The 18,839-nt window shown below is 67.3% G+C and carries 16 protein-coding genes; 3 read left to right on the top strand and 13 right to left on the bottom strand.

All coding sequences use genetic code 11. From position 1 onward, the window contains the following. Positions 1-17: 17 nt before the first annotated feature. The 6 genes from rpoH to rhlB all read right to left on the bottom strand — a co-directional run bounded on the left by rpoH (position 18) and on the right by rhlB (position 6,254). Entirely contained in the window at positions 18-893 is an 876-nt protein-coding gene (rpoH, locus tag AC5P66_RS13505; RefSeq protein ID WP_049412914.1) for an RNA polymerase sigma factor RpoH, read from the bottom strand. Positions 894-1,171: 278 nt separating this feature from the next. Then, positions 1,172-1,885, bottom strand: coding sequence for a uracil-DNA glycosylase (gene ung / locus AC5P66_RS13510; protein ID WP_049412912.1), 714 nt, complete (start codon positions 1,883-1,885; stop codon positions 1,172-1,174). After that, positions 1,882-2,724 carry a response regulator gene (locus AC5P66_RS13515; RefSeq protein ID WP_005411271.1) on the bottom strand — a complete coding sequence of 281 codons (843 nt, stop codon included), beginning with the start codon at positions 2,722-2,724 and terminating at the stop codon, positions 1,882-1,884. The genes ung and AC5P66_RS13515 overlap by 4 nt, the downstream gene beginning before the upstream one ends. A 7-nt stretch (positions 2,725-2,731) precedes the next feature. Further along, entirely contained in the window at positions 2,732-3,679 is a 948-nt protein-coding gene (ftsX, locus tag AC5P66_RS13520) for a permease-like cell division protein FtsX (RefSeq protein WP_049441097.1), read from the bottom strand. Between the two features lie 3 nt (positions 3,680-3,682). Then, positions 3,683-4,369 (bottom strand): cell division ATP-binding protein FtsE, encoded by a 687-nt coding sequence (gene ftsE, locus AC5P66_RS13525; RefSeq protein WP_005419728.1) that lies wholly within the window; start codon positions 4,367-4,369, stop codon positions 3,683-3,685. A gap of 160 nt (positions 4,370-4,529) precedes the next feature. Continuing rightward, positions 4,530-6,254, bottom strand: a complete 1,725-nt coding sequence (gene rhlB, locus AC5P66_RS13530) for an ATP-dependent RNA helicase RhlB (RefSeq protein ID WP_088497439.1) — start codon at positions 6,252-6,254, stop codon at positions 4,530-4,532. A 508-nt stretch (positions 6,255-6,762) separates the two neighbouring features. On the opposite strand from rhlB, the gene trxA reads away from it, so the two are divergent. The 3 genes from trxA (at position 6,763) to AC5P66_RS13545 (ending at position 10,853) form a co-directional block, all read left to right on the top strand. Then, a complete protein-coding gene (trxA, locus tag AC5P66_RS13535) occupies positions 6,763-7,092 on the top strand; it encodes a thioredoxin (protein ID WP_005411275.1) in 330 nt (109 codons plus the stop codon). A 228-nt stretch (positions 7,093-7,320) separates the two neighbouring features. Continuing rightward, entirely contained in the window at positions 7,321-9,069 is a 1,749-nt protein-coding gene (rho, locus tag AC5P66_RS13540) for a transcription termination factor Rho (RefSeq protein WP_049412906.1), read from the top strand. 209 nt (positions 9,070-9,278) lie between these two features. Beyond that, positions 9,279-10,853 carry a sensor domain-containing diguanylate cyclase gene (locus AC5P66_RS13545; protein WP_049412905.1) on the top strand — a complete coding sequence of 525 codons (1,575 nt, stop codon included), beginning with the start codon at positions 9,279-9,281 and terminating at the stop codon, positions 10,851-10,853. A 38-nt stretch (positions 10,854-10,891) separates the two neighbouring features. On the opposite strand, the gene AC5P66_RS13550 is transcribed toward AC5P66_RS13545, so the two are convergent. From AC5P66_RS13550 to AC5P66_RS13580, 7 genes are all read right to left on the bottom strand, one after another. Continuing rightward, positions 10,892-11,794, bottom strand: coding sequence for an energy transducer TonB (locus tag AC5P66_RS13550; RefSeq protein WP_099495602.1), 903 nt, complete (start codon positions 11,792-11,794; stop codon positions 10,892-10,894). 80 nt (positions 11,795-11,874) lie between these two features. Beyond that, entirely contained in the window at positions 11,875-13,605 is a 1,731-nt protein-coding gene (aceK, locus tag AC5P66_RS13555; RefSeq protein WP_495216424.1) for a bifunctional isocitrate dehydrogenase kinase/phosphatase, read from the bottom strand. Between the two features lie 146 nt (positions 13,606-13,751). Beyond that, positions 13,752-14,111: a hypothetical protein gene (locus tag AC5P66_RS13560; protein ID WP_005419760.1), complete on the bottom strand. Its 360-nt coding sequence runs from the start codon at positions 14,109-14,111 to the stop codon at positions 13,752-13,754. Between the two features lie 53 nt (positions 14,112-14,164). After that, positions 14,165-14,581, bottom strand: a complete 417-nt coding sequence (locus AC5P66_RS13565) for a roadblock/LC7 domain-containing protein (RefSeq protein WP_049440368.1) — start codon at positions 14,579-14,581, stop codon at positions 14,165-14,167. Continuing rightward, positions 14,574-15,122, bottom strand: coding sequence for a GTP-binding protein (locus AC5P66_RS13570; RefSeq protein ID WP_099495601.1), 549 nt, complete (start codon positions 15,120-15,122; stop codon positions 14,574-14,576). Before AC5P66_RS13570 ends, AC5P66_RS13565 begins: the two co-directional genes overlap by 8 nt. Next, positions 15,115-16,080, bottom strand: coding sequence for a hypothetical protein (locus AC5P66_RS13575; protein WP_099488376.1), 966 nt, complete (start codon positions 16,078-16,080; stop codon positions 15,115-15,117). The genes AC5P66_RS13570 and AC5P66_RS13575 overlap by 8 nt, the downstream gene beginning before the upstream one ends. Before the next feature lie 316 nt (positions 16,081-16,396). Beyond that, positions 16,397-18,619 carry an NADP-dependent isocitrate dehydrogenase gene (locus AC5P66_RS13580; protein ID WP_495216425.1) on the bottom strand — a complete coding sequence of 741 codons (2,223 nt, stop codon included), beginning with the start codon at positions 18,617-18,619 and terminating at the stop codon, positions 16,397-16,399. Between the last annotated feature and the right edge of the window lie 220 nt (positions 18,620-18,839).

Below are 18,839 nucleotides of genomic sequence, written 5' to 3' on the forward strand. Positions count from 1 at the left end.
TTCCAACGCCTTCCCGCTTACGCGGTGAACAGCGCCTTCATCTTCTTCAGCGCGTTCGCCTCGACCTGGCGGATGCGCTCGGCGGACACGCCGTACTCGTCGGCCAGCTCCTGCAGCGTCACCTTGCTGTCGGCATCCAGCCAGCGACGACGGATGATGTCGCGCGAACGCGCATCCAGTTCGGCCAGGCCTTCGCGCAGCAGCTGCATCTGGTTGTCTTCGTTGTCCTCGCGCTCGTAGGCCATCGACGGGTCTTCGTCATCGGCAACCAGGAACGCAGCCGGCGACGGCGGTGCGTGTTCGTTGTCCTCGTCGGTCGGCGCATCGAAACCGATATCGCGACCGGACAGGCGCGACTCCATTTCCATGACCTCGCGCTCGGACACGTTCAGGTCCTTGGCCACCGCGCTGACTTCCGCCGCGTTCATCCAGCCCAGGCGCGTCTTCGACTTGCGCAGGTTGAAGAACAGCTTGCGCTGCGCCTTGGTGGTGGCGACCTTCACGATGCGCCAGTTCTTCAGGATGAACTCGTGCATTTCGGCACGGATCCAGTGCACGGCGAAGGAGACCAGGCGCACGCCCATGTCCGGGTCGAAGCGCTTGACCGCCTTCATCAGGCCGATGTTGCCTTCCTGGATCAGGTCGCCCAGCGCGAGGCCGTAGCCGTTGTAGCCGCGGGCCACGTGCACCACGAAGCGCAGGTGCGAATGCACCAGCTCGCGGGCGGCGTCCAGATCGTTGCCGTCGCGGAAGCGACGGGCCAGGTCCTGTTCGTCATCGACCGACAACACCGGGATCTGGTGCACGGCACCGATGTAGGCGTCCAGCGAACCGAGCGCACTGGGAATCGGGAGATTGTTTGCCACAAGGGCAGTAGAGGTGTTCTGGCTCATAGGCACCCATCTTAGCAGTCCGGGATTTGGACTGCTAAAGGAGGAAAAAGTTCCAGCATCCTATTGATGCAACACTGGTCCCAAACAGAGCCCTACCGTAGCGCGATTTGATGACAGTGGCGAGCACGCTTTTCGGGATTCACAATCCCTTGCAATTCAAGCAATTACCTGCCGTAAAGCGGCCGATTCCAGTCAAGCGGAGCTGAACGGGCCGTTCTGGAGGCCCATTCAGGCCCGGGGACGTTGCCCGGTGTTCAGGCCCAGCGGCCCGCCGGCGCTCAGAGCGCCGAACGCGGCGGCAGCGACCAGTCGATCGGGGTCTGGCCGCGGCGCTGCAGGTACTCGTTGGCCATCGAGAAATGCCGGCAGCCGAGGAAGCCACGATGGGCCGACAGCGGCGACGGGTGCGGCGACTTCAGCACGCGATGGCGACGGGTATCGATGACCTTGCCCTTCTGCTGCGCATAGGCACCCCACAGCATGAACACCAGGCCTTCGCGTTCGCGGTTGAGCACGTCCACCACGTGATCGGTGAAGCCCTCCCAGCCACGTCCCTGGTGGGCGCCAGCCTTGCCCTCTTCCACCGTCAGCACGGCATTGAGCAGCAGCACCCCACGTTGCGCCCACGGAATCAGGCAGCCGTGGTCCGGGCGCGGGATGCCGAGATCGCTCTCGATCTCCTTGTAGATGTTCAGCAGCGACGGCGGCACCGGCACGCCCGCCGGCACCGAGAAACTCAGGCCATGCGCCTGGCCGCGGCCGTGGTACGGGTCCTGCCCGAGGATCACCACCTTCACCTGCTCGAACGGCGTGGCGTCGAACGCGGCGAAGATCTGCGGGCCGGGCGGGAACACCGCCGCACCACTGGCCTTGCGCTGGCGCAGGAAGCTGGACAGCTCGCGCATCTGCGGCTGCAGCAGGTAATCGCCGACATGCTGCTTCCAGCTCGGTTCCAGCTGGATCGTCGGGGTGTCAGCTACTTCATCCATCATCGAATCAGGGGTCCATCGTTCAATCGGGCCAGGCGCAGCTGGAACAGCACCTTGGTGACCAGCAGCCGCTCTTCGATCGGCTTGAGCACCAGGTCGTTGGCACCGGACTGCAGCAGCCCGGTCTGGTTGTGCGGGTTGCCGTCACCGGTCATCACCAGCACCGGCAGGCGGCGCTTGCCGTAACCGAAGTCCACGCGCACGCGCTGCACCACGTCGCGCCCACTCAGTTCGCCCTTCAGGGTGACATCGGTCAGCACCAGGTCGATGCGGTGGCGGCTGCGGCCCAGCGACTCGGCAGTGAGCAGGGTGAATGCCTCTTCGGCGCTGACCACGTGCAGGACGTTCAACTGCTGCCGCTCAAGCATGCGCTTGGTGGCCTCGGCCACCACGCGGCTGTCCTCGATGTAGAGGATGGTGGCGCCGGGGATGGTCTGCGGCTGCACGTAGCCACGGATGAAGGTCGCCAGTGCCTCATGGCCCAGCGCCTTGTCGAAATAGTCGGTGACGTACTCGGTGAAGCGACGCTGCTCCAGGTGCTGCTGGGCATCGCCGGACACAACGATCACCGGCACATAGGCCTGACCGGCGGCTTCGCGCACCATCCGCGCCAGCGCCAGACCGTCGCCATCGCGCAGGGTCAGCGAGGTCGTCACCAGGTCCACCGGGCCCTGCGCCAGCGCCTGCTGCGCATCCTCGATGCTGTCGCAGCCGATCACCTCCACGCCCGGCAGGTCACGCTGCAGGACATCGGCGATCAGCTTGCGCACCAGCTTCGAACCATCGACCACCATCACCCGCGTCGCGGGCCCTTCAAGGTGCTTCAGCGCTTGCGGTTGCATGCCGGTCTCAGGTGTCGGTCGGGCGGGTCTGGCGGAGGAAGTGGCCGGTTACCAGCCAGGCGCCCAGCCAGCCCAGCAGCAGCGTGCCGACCAGGACCAGGCCGCCGTGCAGCAGGTCCAGGCCATGCAGCACGAACGGGCTGCCGTAGCTGCGCGAGAGTTCGGCCAGCGGCACGCGCAGGGCGGCACCGGCGGCGCCGATCAGGGCCAGCGCTACCGCGCCGGCGCCCAGCCCGTACCACGCGCCCAGGTACAGGAACGGGCGGCGGATGAAGCCATCGCTCGCGCCGAGCAGCTGCAGCACGCCGATCTCTTCGCGACGGGCCTGGATGTCAAGGCGCACCGTGTTGCCGACCACCAGCGCGGCGCCCACGCCGAGCAGCACCGACAGCACCTGCACCAGACGTGCACCGAACGCCAGCCAGGCGTCCAGGCGCTGGCGCCACAGCGCATCGTGCTGCACCAGATCGGCCTCGGGCAGGCTTTCCAGCGCGCGTGCCAGACGTGCGTCGTCCTTGCCCTGGCCCGGGGTGATCACCAGCAGCGAGGGCAACGGATTGTCGTTGAGCGCATCGATCGCCTCACCGAGGCCGGCATCGCGCAGTTCCTGCAGGCCCTGCTCGGGTGTGCGCACATTCACTCCGGCCACATCATCGCGGTCGCGCAGCTGGCCGGCCAGGCGAAGCGCACCGGGACCATCGACGTTGCTCTTCAGGAACACGTTGATGTCGCGCGACTGCTGCACGCTGCCGGCGAACTGCTTGAGGTTGTCCAGCGCGATCGACAGCCCCAGCGGCAACGCCAGGGCCAGCGCCATGACCATCACGGTCAGCAGGGTCGCCCACGGCTTGCGGCAGGCGCGGCCCAGGCTGAACACCACGCTGTGCACGTGGTGCTGGAACCAGACGCCCACGCGCGACGGGGCGGCGGCTTCGCTGTTTTCGTTCTTCGCCATCGGTTACTCCGCCAGGTCCTGCGGCGAGATGTCATCCACCAGCCGGCCGTGGTCGAGGATCAATACGCGCTTGCGCATGCGGCGCAGCAGCGGCAGGTCGTGGCTGACCACCAGCACGCTGGTACCGCGCGAGGGCAGCTCGGCGAACAGGGCCATGATCTCCGCTGCCAGGGTCGGGTCGAGATTGCCGGTCGGCTCATCGGCCACCAGCAGCTTGGGCTCGCCGACGATGGCGCGGGCGATGCCGACGCGCTGCTGCTCGCCGGCCGACAACTGCGAGGGCAGTGCTTTCTCACGATGGCCCAGGCCCATGCGCTCGAGCACTGAACGCACGCGCTTGTTGATGTCGCCCCGGCGGGTACCACGCAGGATCAGCGGCAGCGCCACGTTCTCGGCAATCGAGCGATCCATCAGCAGGCGGTGGTCCTGGTAGACCGCCCCCACCGCGCGCCGGTGGCGCGGCACGTCGCCGCCGCGCACCTTCAGCAGGTTGCGCTCGTCGAACACCACCGCGCCGCGGCTGGGCCGCTCGTCGAGGTGGATCAACTTGAGCAGCGTACTTTTACCCGCACCGGAATGGCCGGTGACGAACAGCATCTCGCCCGGCGCGACCTCGAAGCTGACATCGGTCAGCGCCTCGTGGCCACCGGCGTACTGTTTGCTGACATTGTCGAAGCGCAGGACACTCATGCCCCGATTATGCAGGACCGGCGCGACGGCGTGGAGATGGTCACGGGATCGGTAGTGCCGGCCGCTGGCCGGCAGCTATGTGGGTTGCCGGCCAAGGTGGGTGCCGACCGTTGGCCGGCACACCTTTCAAGGCCACCCGACCAAGGTCGGGTGCTACCCGCTAGTTGCCCGACAGCATCCGGCGGATCTTGCGGCCGATGCGGGTCAGGAACGAATCGCCGGTATCGGCGGCGGTACGCACCGGCTTGGCCACCACCTGCACCGGGGTGACCGGGCTGGCGCCGTTGCCGGCGTTGGCCTGCACACCCTCTGCACCCTCGACCGGACGGCCGTGGCGACGACGACGGCGCTTGCGCGGCTTGTGTTCACCATCCACGGCAGCGTCCGGTGCACCTTCGGCGCGCGGCGGACGCGGTGGACGCGGGGCCTGGGCAGCGGCGCCTTCAGCACCGGCGACCGGGGCGGCAGCCCCCTGCTCGCCTTCCACGCGCGGCTTGCGCGGGCCGCGCGAACGGCGTTCGCCGCTGCGCTCGCCGTCACGGCCACCACGACCACCACCACTGCCGGAACGACCGCCACTGCGGCCGCCACCCCGACGCTCTTCTTCGGCGGCGCGGGCTTCGCGCGCTTCACGGAAGATCTGGCCGACGCTTTCGTTGTCCTCGCCTTCCTCGCCTGCAGCCGGCGCCGGGCGTTCCGGGCGCGGCAGCGGCGTCAGCAGTTCCTTGGTGACCGGCTCGGAGGGAATCTTCTGCTCGATGTAGGCCTCGATGTCCGGCAGGCCCATCGCGTAGCGTTCGCAGGCGAAGCTGATCGCATCACCCTCTTCGCCCAGGCGCGCGGTACGACCGATGCGGTGCACGTAGTCTTCGGCATCGAACGGCAGGTCGTAGTTGTAGACGTACTTGATGCCATCGATGTGCAGGCCACGGGCGGCCACGTCGGTGGCCACCAGGATTTCCAGCTGGCCCTTCTGGAAGCGGTTGAGCAGGCTCTCGCGCTTCTTCTGCGGCACATCGCCGGACAGAACGCCGACACGGTAGCCGGCCTTCTCCAGCGAGCGGGCGACGCGCTCGACGAAGACCTTGGTGTTGACGAACACCATGGTCCGCGCGCCTTCGCTGCGCGACAGCAGGCCCAGCAGCAGCGGGATCTTCTCGTCGTCGGCCGGGAAGTAGATGCGCTGGCGCACGCGGGCAGCGGTGATGGTCTCGGCTTCGACCACCAGCTTCTGCGGCTCGTTCATGTGCTCGTAGGCCAGCTCCAGCACGCGATGGCTGAGGGTGGCGCTGAACAGCAGGGTCTGGCGGATGGTGCGTTCCGGCATGCGGCGCAGCAGGAAGCGGATGTCCTTGATGAAGCCCAGATCGAACATGCGGTCGGCTTCGTCCAGCACGCAGATCTCGCAGGCATGCAGCGAAACCACCTTGTGCTGCTTGACGTAGTCGATCAGGCGGCCCGGGGTGGCGATGATCACGTCCACGCCCTGCTGCAGCAGCTCGCGCTGCTTGTCGTAATCCACGCCACCGTAGACCAGCGCGAAACGCAGGCCCAGGTCGGAACCGAACTTCACCGCATCCTTGTGGATCTGGATGGCCAGCTCACGGGTTGGGGCGAGGATCAGGGCGCGGGGATCTTCCGGCTTGCGGTCGGCCAGCGCCGGACGGGTCAGCAGGCGGTTCACGACAGCGACCAGGAAGGCCAGGGTCTTGCCGGTACCGGTCTGGGCCTGGCCGGCAACATCACCACCGGGCAGCGCGACCGGCAGGGTCAGCGCCTGGATCGGGGTGCAGCGGGTGAATCCGGCTCCTTCAAGGCCGGCCTGCAGGGCCGGGTGCAGCTCGAAGGAGGAGAAGGTCAAATCGGTCAGCGGTTTGTCGCTCATGAGTCCGTCTTGGTATGGCCGCCGGCCCGTGGGGCGGCTGGCACTTCATCGTCTGGGGGCACCGTCGCAACTGCGGCCCCTGCGGCGGGTTGGCAGGCAGGGACCACCTGGTCCGCACGCCGCGCAATGCCCCAGTTTACCGCACTCGGGCAGGCAAACCGGAATGCGGCGTCTCATGGCATGCAGAGACACCACCTTCACCCAGCCACACCGGACTTGAACGGCCCGCACGGGGGCGCTGGTGTCGCCCACTGCCAGCCCCATCTTCAGGAAGACAGTGAAATCCGACACATACCGGCCATCGAAGCGATCACGATACGCTGGGTTCCAGACGGCGCCTGTCCCTGCCCCGCGATAGGGGTACACTGCCGGCCGTGAGCGTCCAGGCATCCCGCCGAACGCACCGCGGCAGTGCGCCGCGAGGCAACGACGAGGGTCGCGCCACCGGGCAAGGCCCAGTTCACCCACCTCCGGCATGGCCGGGTGCAATCCAAGACGAGAAACCAAGATGAGCGACAAGGTTGTACATGTCGGCGACGCCGACTTTGATAGCGCAGTGCTGAATTCCAAGGAACCGGTGCTGGTCGATTTCTGGGCCGAGTGGTGTGGCCCCTGCAAGATGATCGCCCCGGCGCTGGACGAGCTGGCCGATGCCTACCAGGGCCGCGCCAAGATCGCCAAGGTCAACGTTGACCACAACCGTGCGCTGGCCGCGAAGTACCACGTGCGTTCGATTCCGTACCTGGTCGTGTTCAAGGATGGCGAGAAGGTCGGCGAGCAGATCGGTGCGGTGGGCAAGGCCCAGCTGGCCGGCCTGCTGGACAAGGCCCTGGCCTGATCCTGCCGGTCTCCGGCAGCCGCCGAGCGCGGCTGCCGGCGGGCGCACCACGCCCATGATGAATGCTGTTCCCGGCGACCCTTGCATGGCGCCGCAGGCCGATGATAGTGTCGGCATATCCGGCCGCGTTCGCGTGCCGCACCCTCTGGACGCAGTTTCTTCCAGACCCATTCCCAACGTTCGCCGCCCCAGCCGGGCGCTCGCACCGTCAAGCGAGGAATAACGCTCTTGTCCGATAACACTTCCGAAACCGGCAGCGCTGATGCGCCCGCCGAAAAGCGCGTGCGCAAGCCCCGCGTGAGCAAGGCCGCCGCCCCGGCAGCCGCAGAAACCAGCGCCGCTCCGGCGCAGCCGACCCTGCCGCTGGCCGCCGCGCCCGAAGCAGCGGCGCCGGCCGCAGCACCTGCGCCGAGCGCGCCCGCCGCCGAGGCCCCTGCCAGCAGTGGCGGTGGCGAGGGTGGCGAGGGCCGCGAATCCGGCCAGCCGCGGCAGCAGAATCACCAGGGGGGTGGCCAGAACCAGGGCCAGAACCCGTACAACCAGAACGGCCAGCAGGGCCAGGGGCAAGGTCAGGGCAACCGACGCGACCGCTTCCGCAACCGCCGCGACCGTGACCGCAACAACCGCTTCCGCGACGATGGCATGTCCAATGACGGCGGCGAACAGCAGCCGTTCGTGCCGCGCCCGCACGCCAACGTGCCCGAGGGCTTCCCGGTCTACTCGCTGAGCGACCTCAAGCGCATGCCGGCACAGAAGCTGCTGGAAATCGCCGAGCAGCTGCAGATCTCCGAAGGCGTGGCCCGTGCCCGCAAGCAGGACGTGATCTTCGCCCTGCTGAAAGTGCTGACCCGCCACGGTGACGGCGTCGCCGCCGACGGTGTGCTGGAAATCCTGCCGGATGGCTTCGGTTTCCTGCGCGCGGCCGAAGCCAGCTACCTGGCCGGACCGGACGACACCTACATCTCGCCCAGCCAGATCCGCCGCTTCAACCTGCGCACCGGCGACCACATCTCCGGTCGCATCCGCTTCCCGAAGGACGGCGAGCGCTACTTCGCGCTGAACATCGTCGACACCATCAACGGCGAGCCGATCGAAGCGTCGAAGAACAAGGTGCTGTTCGAGAACCTGACCGCACTGTTCCCGCGCCGCCGCTTCACCCTGGAGCGTGGCAACGGTTCGTCGGAAGACATCACCGGCCGCATCCTCGACCTGATGGCGCCGCAGGGCAAGGGCCAGCGCTCGCTCATCGTGTCGCAGCCGAAAGCCGGCAAGACGATGATGATGCAGCAGGTCGCCACCGCCATCACCACCAACCATCCGGACGTGCACCTGATCGTGCTGCTGATCGACGAGCGCCCGGAAGAAGTGACCGAAATGCAGCGCACCGTGCGCGGCGAAGTCATCAGCTCGACCTTCGACGAGCCGGCCGCGCGCCACGTGCAGGTGGCGGAAATGGTCATCGAGCGCGCCAAGCGCCTGGTCGAGCACAAGAAGGATGTGGTGATCCTGCTCGACTCGATCACCCGCCTGGCCCGGGCCTACAACAACGTGGTGCCGAGCTCGGGCAAGGTGCTGACCGGTGGTGTGGACGCCAACGCCCTGCACCGCCCGAAGCGCTTCTTCGGTGCCGCGCGCAACGTGGAAGAAGGCGGCAGCCTGACCATCATCGCCACCGCGCTGGTCGACACCGGCTCGAAGATGGACGAGGTGATCTACGAAGAGTTCAAGGGCACCGGCAACAGCGAAGTGCACCTGAGCCGTCGCATCGCTGAAAAGCGCGTGTTCCCGGCCATCGACATCAACCGTTCCGGTACCCGCCGCGAAGACCTGCTGATCGAACCGGAGCTGCTGCAGAAGATCTGGATCCTGCGCAAGCTGCTGCATCCGATGGATGAAATGGCCGCGATGGAATTCCTGCTGGACAAGATGAAGAACACCAAGTCCAACGACGAGTTCTTCGGTTCGATGAAGCGCTGATCCACGGCATTGCATTGAAAAGAACCTGCCGCCCGCTGCGGCAGGTTTTTTTTTGGCTGCAGGGCGACCTGTTTCACTTTGCCGCCGCTGACTTTTGGCGATAATTCGCCCGACACCCTGCCCGGCCCCAAGGGCGTGGCCACCGATTCCCGCTGTCGCCCCTTCCGGAGAACCGGTCGGGTCCAGCCTCCTGCCGGATCCGTCGACGCATGCGAACGCTGTCCCCCCGCCTCAACCTGGGCAAGCTGATCCTCGCCCTGGCCCTGCTCAGCGCCATCATCGCCCTGGCCAATACCCTGCTCGCCAGTTACCGCGTGCAGCGCGACCAGCTGGTCGGCAACACGCTGGAGGCCAACCGCGTCTATGCCACCAAGCTGGCCGAGACCACCCAGAATTTCCTGCTGGCCGCGCAGCAGGAGCTGGCCTATGCCGCCACCCGGCTCGGCCAGAATGATCTCGATCCGGCACAGGCCCAGGATGAAGCCAGCCGGCTGCAGCTGCAGACCAACAGCTTCAACTCCTCGCTGGTGGTCGACGCCGACGGCCTGGTGATCGCCACCTCGCCGCAGACCCTGCAGCTGCAGGGCGAGATCCTGCACAGCGCCGGCAACAACGCCGCACTGGCCGCGCGCCAGCCGATGATCAGCGATCCCTACCAGTCGACCACCGGCAAGCTGCTGGTCTCGCTGTCGCACCCGATCTTCGACCGCAGCGGCCACTACCGCGGTTACGTCAGCGGCACCCTGTACCTGCGCCAGCGCAGTGCGCTGCACACGCTGCTGGGCAAGCACTATTACCGCGACGGCTCGTACCTGTACGTGGTGGACCGCAATGGCCGCCTGTTGTACCACGCCGATGGCAAGCGGGTCGGCGACTACGTGGTCGGCAACCCGGCGGTGAAGGCAGTCGTGCGCGGTGAACGCGGTGCGCAGCAGGTCCGCAACAACCTGGGCGTGTCGATGCTGGCCGGCTATGCACCGGTACCGGCCACCGGCTGGGGCATCATCGCCCAGCGGCCGACCGAGGCCACGCTGCAGCCATTGTCACGGTTGATGACCGCGGTGATCTGGAATGCGATCCCGCTCGGCCTGCTGTCACTGCTGGTCACCTGGTGGTTCGCCCGTCGCATCTCGATGCCGCTGTGGCAGCTGGCGCGAAACGTGCAGGGTGGCGAGGACACCGGCAACGCGATCAGCCACGTCAGCGGCATCCGCGCGTGGTACTTCGAGGTGGCCCAGCTCAAGCAGGCGGTGCTGCACAGCTTCAACGCGCTGCAGGACCGCATCGGCACGCTCAGCCGCGCCAACCGTACCGATCCGCTGACCGGCCTGCTCAATCGCCGCGGCCTGCAGCAGGCGCTGGATGCATTGCAGGTGCAGGGCATTCCGTTCGCGATCCTGGCGCTGGACATCGATCGCTTCAAATCGATCAACGACAGCCACGGCCATGACGTCGGTGACGCCGCCATCGTCCATATCTCCGACCAGATGCGCCGCTACTCGCGCGACAGCGACATCCTCTGCCGCGCCGGCGGCGAGGAATTCCTGCTGCTGTTGCCGGGCATCAGCACCGACTCGGCGCGCCAGGCCGGCGAGCGCCTGCGCCAGCACATCGCCGATCATCCGTTCGCACCGGTCGGCACCATCACCGTGTCACTGGGCGTGGCCCACTTCCCCAGCTTCCATGTCGATGCCGAGCAGGCGCTGCGGCTGGCCGACAAGGCCCTGTACATGGCCAAGGAACAGGGCCGCAACCGCGTTGTGGTCTACCCGTACGCGGACTGAGACGCGGCCGGCTGACCGACCGCTTCACCGCGCCGGGCTCAGCGCTGCGCCAACGGTGTCAGCAGGCGCAGGCCGCGCTGGGTGCCATCGACCATGTACACGCCCCCGGCAGGCAGCAGATCACTGCCCGCCTGTCCGGCGGCATCCGGCTTGCGCCACGGTGCGGCCTGGCGCGGGCCGGGGATGAAGGCACGCCAGCGGCCATAGCGTTCCGGCTGGGCATTGCCGTTGCTGCCGGTGTCGCTGTTCAGGGCGAAGTTCACCGGCACGCGCACGGTCCAGAAGTCGCGCGTGCTGTTCTCGCCGGTGGTCGGCGGGACGAAGGTCCACTTGCGGGCGCCGCTGATGCTGGCCTTGGCGAGCAGGTCGCGCATCTTGGCCAGGGTCCGCTCCGGCGCGACCACGGTCATGTTCACCTGTTCGGCAATGACGTCGGCCACGGTCCCGTCGCGGGCCACCTTGACCAGCAACAGCACATCACCCTGCCCACCACTGCGGAAGACATCCTCGGGGTAGCGCGGTGGCGGCATGCTCTTCCGGGTCACCGAATCGGTAGCCTTCGGGTCATACTCACTGAAGTCGACACCGGTCATGCTGACCTGGTAGCTGCCGTCGTCCTGCTGCTTGCCACGCAGGCGCACCCGCAGTGGTGCGTGGACCGCCACCGGCTTGCCATCGCGCAGCGTCGGCTCGAACTGCCAGCCACGGATGGTGCCCTCCACGAATGAGGCGATACCCGGTGCGAGCATCGCCTGCTGGTCCAGGACCAGCGCGCTGACCGAGCCGTCGGCCGCCACCTCGATACTGCCCGACAGCGCCATGCTCATCTCGGCGGTGGCACGCACGGCGCGCGCGTTCTGGGCGACGGCCTCGGCTGGCAGCAGGGGGGCCCCGGCGGAGAACGCCAGGGCCAGCGCAAGGAACAGGTGGGAACGCATCATTGCCGGATCCGTGGTGATGAAGTGAGCACCGAGCGTACCGCAGTCCAGACCGGATCGGCACGCGCTTCACGCCACGCCGTTCAGGCCAGGCGATGGGCCGCTGCGTAGGGCGGCGTATCCGGATAATCACCCGCGACGAAGCGCGCCTGCAGGTCCTGCCACCACGTCGGATCGAACAGGTGCCGGTAGTGCTCCCTCACCGCCGCCAGTTCGCTGGCGGGCAGGCCCATGAACGGCCCGAAGCGCTCGGGAAACACGTCGCGTGGACCGACATGGAACCAGGGCTCGTCGGCCATGGCGTCCTCCGGCGTACGTGGCTGCGGCCAGGTGCGGAACACGCAGTCGCTGACCAGGCACAACTCGTCATAGTCGTAGAACACGGCCCGGCCATGCCGGGATACGCCGAAGTTCTTCGGCAGCATGTCGCCGGGGAAGATGTTGTTGCGCGCCATGTCGGTGATCGCCTGCGCATAGTCCAGTACCGCCGCGCGCACGGCCTCACCGCCCTGCTCGCGCAGGTACAGGTTCAATGGCCGGAAGCGGCGCTGTACGTAGCACAGTGCCACTTCCACCTCGTCGCCATCCACGCGCACGCTCTGCGCGCATTGCTGCAGCAGCTCTTCCAGCAAGGCCGGTGCGAAACGGTCTCGCGGGAAGCGCAGGTGGCGATACGGCTGCGCATCGAGCAGGCGGCCGACGCGGTCGAGGTTGAACACCAGCGCGTACTTCTCTTCCACCTGCTGCCGCGACATCGCCTTGGGCCAGGCGAAGCGGTCGCGGATCAGCTTGAACACCAACGGATAGCTGGGCAGGGTGAACACCGCCATGACCATGCCCGGCGTGCCTTCGGCGGGCACCAGCCGCTCCTGCGGATGCTCGTTGAAGTGGCGGAAAAAGGTGCGGTAGCGCTCGGTCTTGCCCTGCTTGGCGCGTCCCAGCACCGTGTAGATCTCATCGATGGGCTTGCCCGGCAGCAGGCTGCGCAGGAACACCACCGCATCGCCGACCGTGGCGAGGTCAGCCTGGAAGTAACTGCGCGATACACCGAACAGGTGGGCGACGTCGCGACGACGGGTCAGCACCGCGTCGGCACGCAGGCCACGCTCATCGTTGACCAGTGCGATCACGCACGGTGAGAAGCGGTGCTCGCCGAACACGCGGCCAACCAGGTAGGCACGGCGCTCGCGATAGAACACGGTGTCGAGCAGCTCGATGCTGCGCACCGGCGTATCGCCCCAGTGCGCCAGATCGTCCTGCAGGCGCACGGCAATGGCCGCCGCGCAGCGCAGCTGGTGCGCATACGGAATGTCGAAGCGGTAATCGGCCAGCACGCGCTGCAGGGCCTCCACCGGCCGCGTCGGCGAGACGGCATAGGTATGCCGGGCGACCGGATGGGTGATCGCGTCGGACGGCTCGACATCGAAGGCGATGAACTCCAGCGCCGGATCCACGCCACGGATGGAAAACAAGCGCCGCGACAACGTGTTGTAGAAGGTCTTGTACAGTTCGGCGTCGATCAGCCCCCGCAGCAGTGCGCTGTACTGCGCATGCACCTGCAGCCACAGCGCGCGCTCGCCGATCGCTTCGCCGGCGAGGCGGCGCAGTGCATCCATCTGCTCGGCGATGCACAGGTCATACAACGCGATGCGCTCGACTGCATCCTGGCGCGCGCCCGCCCAGTCACGCTGCTCGAAGCGCTGCCGTGCACGGGCGGTGATCGCCGCGAAGCGGGCATGGTACTGCTCGAAACCATCGCGGATGGCGCCGGCGATGCGCGGCGCCAGCTCGGCAGCGGTGTCAGGCTCGGACATGCAGGGCTCACCCGGAAGGACCGGCTTCACCATACGCTGGCGTGTGCAATGGCGTCGAGTGCGAAGGTAGTGCCGGCCGCTGGCCGGCAGCACCTGGACCGTCGATGGATCGATGCAGACGCCGGCCAGCGGCCGGCACTACCGGCTCAGATCGCCAGTTCGGCCTCTACGTCCTGCACCTTGCGTCGGGCCAGTGCAAGGTTGGACTTGGTCCGGTCCAGCACGATGTAGAAGAACAGGCCCTTCTTCTTCGCGACCGGTCGCATGATGTGGTACGCCTTGCCCAGCGAGATCAGGATATCCTCGATGCTGTCATTGAGGTTCAACGAGGCAGCGGTCTTCATCTTGGCCCGGATCACTTCGGTGTTGCCGGCGGCGGCCACTTCCATGTCCATGCCGGCACCGGCTTCGCCCAGCAGCATGCCGCTTTCGTAGTCGACCAGCGCCACTGCCTGCGCGCCGTCGATGCCCATCAGTGCGTTCAACGATTCATTCAATCCAGCCACGTCGCACCCCTTGTCGATGTTGGTTCGAGCCCCTCGTTCCCCTGCGGCCGGGCTCACGATCCGCCGAGTTCGGCCAGGATCGCCTGGCCACATTCCCTGCTCTGCCACAGCACCTGCCCGATCACGCTGCGCTGGTCGCAGGCCGCCATCAGCAGCAGCGGCGCACGCCCTTCGGCCTGGATCGCCAGCATCAGCACCTTCCCGCCCATCGCTTCGAGCATCAGCGTCTGCAGATCGCCCAGCACCAGTTCGCGCCCCACCGCTGCGGCCAACGCCAGCATCGCGCTGGTCATCGCCGCCAGCCGTTCACCGCGCCCGTCGGCTCCGGCGCTGACCAGGGCGAAGCCATCAACGCTGGCCAGGACCACGGTACGTACGCCTTCGACCCGCTGCTGCAGGTCCTGCAGCAGGGGTTGCAGGCGCTCACGCTGGCCGGCGTCGGGCAATACCGCCATCTGCCCGTCAGCCATGCGCAGCCACCAGTGCGTGCGCTTCCATTTCGCTCATCAGTACGTCCATCAGCAGCAGTCCCTGTTCCCGGTCACGGGCATCGATGGCCAGCAGCGGCAGTGGCTGGTCGTCCAGGCAGGCTCGGCTGGCCCAGTCATCCAGTGCCGCCTGCGGCGCCTGGTCGAGGTGGGTGACCGCCACCACCAGTGCCAAGGACGATGCAAACGGCTGCAGCACCTGCAGGTAGTCCTGCAGCTCGCTGGCCAGGCCCGCGCGACGTGCGTCCAGCAGCAGCACCCCGCCCCGTGCACCCTGCAGCAGGATCGGCCACAGGAAATCGAAACGCTGCTGGCCGGGCGTTCCGTAGAGACGCAGGCGTTCTCCGTTGGGCAGGTCGATGTCTGCATAGTCCAGCGCGACGGTGGTGGAGGCCTTGTCGGCACCGAGGCGATCACTGTTGGCCACATCGGTGTCGACTACGGCGCCGGCCGCGATGCTGCGCACCAGCGTCGACTTTCCGCTGCCCATGCCGCCCAGCACCACCACCTTGTGCTCACGCATTGCGCTCACTCCCACGCAGGTGCCGCCACAGGCGGGCAAGCAATCCGTTGTCGGTTCGGATGCCACCGGTCGCCACCATCGGCGCCGCCGTGGCGGCCTGCAGCTGCGCGTAGCCACACAGGTAGGCCGCGTGGATGAAATCGCGAACGGCCGCCGCCGGCAGTTCGAGCAGCATCGCGCATTCCTCAACCGTGCAGGCGCGCTTGAGCAGCAGCGAGCACAGGCGGAATCCATCGTGGTCGTGTCCCAGCACGCGGAAATCCGGCCAGCGCAGCAGCTTCACCGAAGCGCCGCGCAGGCGTTCGTCCAGTGCCTGCCAGTGGCGGCTGCGTTGCGCCCATTGCCACAGCAGCGGCCGCAGCGGCTGGCGTGGTCGCTCACCAGCCAGTGCCTGCAGGCGCGCCGGCGTCAGCGCATCCAGCTGCAGGCGTTCGAACGCATCGGCCAGGCGCTCCACCAGCACGCTCGCAGGTTCCTGCAACAGCACGGCCTGGTCGTGCTCCAGATCCATCAACAGCAAAGGTTCGCCCGCATCACTCAACAGTGCCTGGCCATGGCGCAGCGGCAACCGCTCGCGCAGCAGGCGGGTGATGGCGTGTGCGCCATCGGCCAGACGTATCAGCGCGGGTGCGGGCATGGCCAGGGGCTCCGGTGCCAACTGCATGCGACGCAGCGCGCGGCCGATGGCACCGTCGTCGAGCACATCCTGGTGTCCGTCGCCGTCGCGCAGTTGGCCGCCGTTGTCCTCGATCCAGCATTGCAGGCGCGGTCGCTGCTGGCGCATGCGCTGGGCCGCGTTGCGCAGTGCCGGGGTATCGCGGATGACCAGCAGGTCGCAATCGTCCAGGTCCTGGCTGCGGCGGACCTGGCCGTCCGGCAGTGCCGACGCCAGGCGCAGCCGTTGCAGCAGGGCCTGCTCGCCCTGGATGTCGGTCCCCACTACCAGCACGCGTGCCATCCGTGTTCCCCGGGCGACCACCTCCCCGGTGGTCTCGCGTCGCCAAGGCTAGGGTATCGCCGACGAAGACCGTCGTGATCGACTGCTCAGATTGAGCGGGGCTACATCGGCGTGCTGATCGGTTCTGCGACGGCCATCGCGGGCAAGTTTCATGCCCCGTTGACGGCAGTCCGACAGCTGACGGATGTCACGGTTTCATCGCTCGGGGTCGGATCGCTTTTGCGCGCAGAAGGGATCTGACCCCGAGCGGCCCCGGAAAAAGAAAACCCGCGCCGAAGCGCGGGTTTCCATGTTGCGGCAGGCGAACGGCGCTGGATCAGCCGCGCAGCTGCTCCAGCGCGGCGTTGAAGGTCGCGCTCGGGCGCATCGCCTTGCTGGCCTTGGCCACGTCCGGGCGGTAGTAGCCCCCGATGTCCACGGCCTTGCCCTGCACCGCGATCAGCTCGTCGACGATCTTCTGCTCGTTGTCGGTCAGCGCCTTGGCCAGCGGGGCGAAGCGCGCCTTCAGTGCGGCGTCCTCGTCCTGCGCGGCCAGGGCCTGCGCCCAGTACAGCGCGATGTAGAAGTGGCTGCCGCGGTTGTCGATGCCACCCAGCTTGCGCGACGGCGACTTGTCGTTGTCCAGGAACTGGCCGTTGGCTTCGTCCAGCGCCTTGGCCAGCACACGGGCGGCGGCGTTGTCATAGCGGTTGCCCAGGTGTTCCAGCGACGCGGCCAGGGCCAGGAACTCACCCAGCGAATCCCAGCGCAGGTAGTCCTCTTCGACGAACTGCTGCACGTGCTTCGGGGCCGAACCACCGGCGCCGGTCTCGAACAGGCCACCACCGGCCATCAGCGGCACGATCGACAGCATCTTGGCGCTGGTGCCCAGCTCCATGATCGGGAACAGGTCGGTCAGGTAGTCGCGCAGCACGTTGCCGGTCACCGAGATGGTGTCCTCGCCCTTGCGGATGCGGTCCAGCGAGAACGCGGTCGCTTCCACCGGCGGCAGGATGCGGATGTCCAGGCCGGTGGTGTCGTGGTCCTTCAGGTACTGCTCGACCTTGGCGATGACCTGCGCGTCGTGGGCGCGGGCGGCATCCAGCCAGAACACGGCCGGGGTGCTGCTCAGGCGGGCGCGCTCGACGGCGAGCTTGACCCAGTCCTGGATCGGCGCGTCCTTGGTCTGGCACATGCGCCAGATGTCACCGGCTTCCACGGCGTGCTCGAACACCACGGTGCCGGCATCGTCGGTGACCTTGACCACGCCATCGGCAGCGATCTGGAAGGTCTTGTCGTGCGAGCCGTACTCTTCGGCCTTCTGTGCCATCAGGCCGACGTTGGGCACCGAGCCCATGGTGGCCGGGTCGAAGGCGCCGTGCGCCTTGCAGTCGTCGATGACGGCCTGGTACACGCCGGCGTAGCAGCGGTCCGGAATGACCGCCTTGGTGTCCTGCAGCTTGCCTTCGGCGTTCCACATCTTGCCGGAGTCGCGGATCATCGCCGGCATCGAGGCGTCGACGATGACGTCGCTCGGCACGTGCAGGTTGGTGATGCCCTTGTCCGAATTGACCATGGCCACGCCCGGGCGCTGTGCGTACTCGGCAGCCAGGTCGGCTTCGATCGCAGCACGGGTGGCTTCCGGCAGCGACGGCAGGCGCGCAGCCAGGTCACCGATGCCGTTGTTGGCGTCGAAACCGGCCTGCTTGAGCACTTCGGCGTGCTTGGCCAGCACGTCCTTGTAGAACCCATTGACCGCCACGCCGAACATGATCGGGTCGGAGACCTTCATCATGGTCGCCTTCAGGTGCAGCGAGAACAGCACGCCCTGGGCCTTGGCATCGGCGATCTGCTCACCGATGAACGCGGCCAGCGCCTTGCGGCTCATCACGGCGGCGTCGACGATCTCGCCGGCCTTGACCGCAGTCTTTTCCTTCAGCACGACGGCGCTGCCGTCCTTGCCGTGGAAGGTGATCTTCAGCGAACCCGCGTTGGCGACGGTGGCCGACTTTTCGCTGCCATAGAAGTCACCGGCGGCCATGTGCGCGACGTGCGACTTCGAATCGGCCGACCAGGCACCCATGCGGTGCGGGTGCTTGCGCGCGTAGTTCTTCACCGACAGCGGTGCGCGGCGGTCGGAGTTGCCTTCGCGCAGCACCGGGTTCACCGCACTGCCCTTGACCTTGTCGTAGCGCGCCTTGTAGTCGCGCTGCTGATCGTCGGCCGGGGTTTCCGGGTAATCCGGCAGCGGATAGCCCTGGTCCTGCAGTTCCTTGATGGCCGCCTTCAGCTGCGGCACCGAGGCGGAGATGTTCGGCAGCTTGATGATGTTGGCGTCCGGGGTGGTCGCCAGCTGGCCGAGCTCGGCCAGGTCGTCGCTGACCTTCTGCGCGTCGGACAGCAGTTCCGGGAACTGCGACAGGATGCGGCCGGACAGCGAGATGTCACGGGTTTCCACCACGATGCCGGCAGTGGCGGTGTAGGCGTCAACGATCGGCAGCAGCGACTGGGTGGCCAGGAACGGTGCTTCGTCGGTCAGCGTGTAGAGGATCTTGGACATGGGGGACTTGGACTCTGTAGCAATGCTCAGGGGAAGGCCGGCGCCAGCGCCGGGCCACGTGCAACCGTGTCGCGCGCGGGGTTGGCCCCCGCGCTTTCCCCCGTCGCCGTCAGGGTGGGCGCGCGGCGGGGAAACCCCTGCATTGTCGCGTTTTCGGCCGCGCGGGGCAAAGCTGTGCCATACGCGGCGGTACTGCATGCCGGCAACGCTGTGATCCATC

This window comes from Stenotrophomonas sp. YJH_SMC_122 (genome assembly GCF_059369535.1).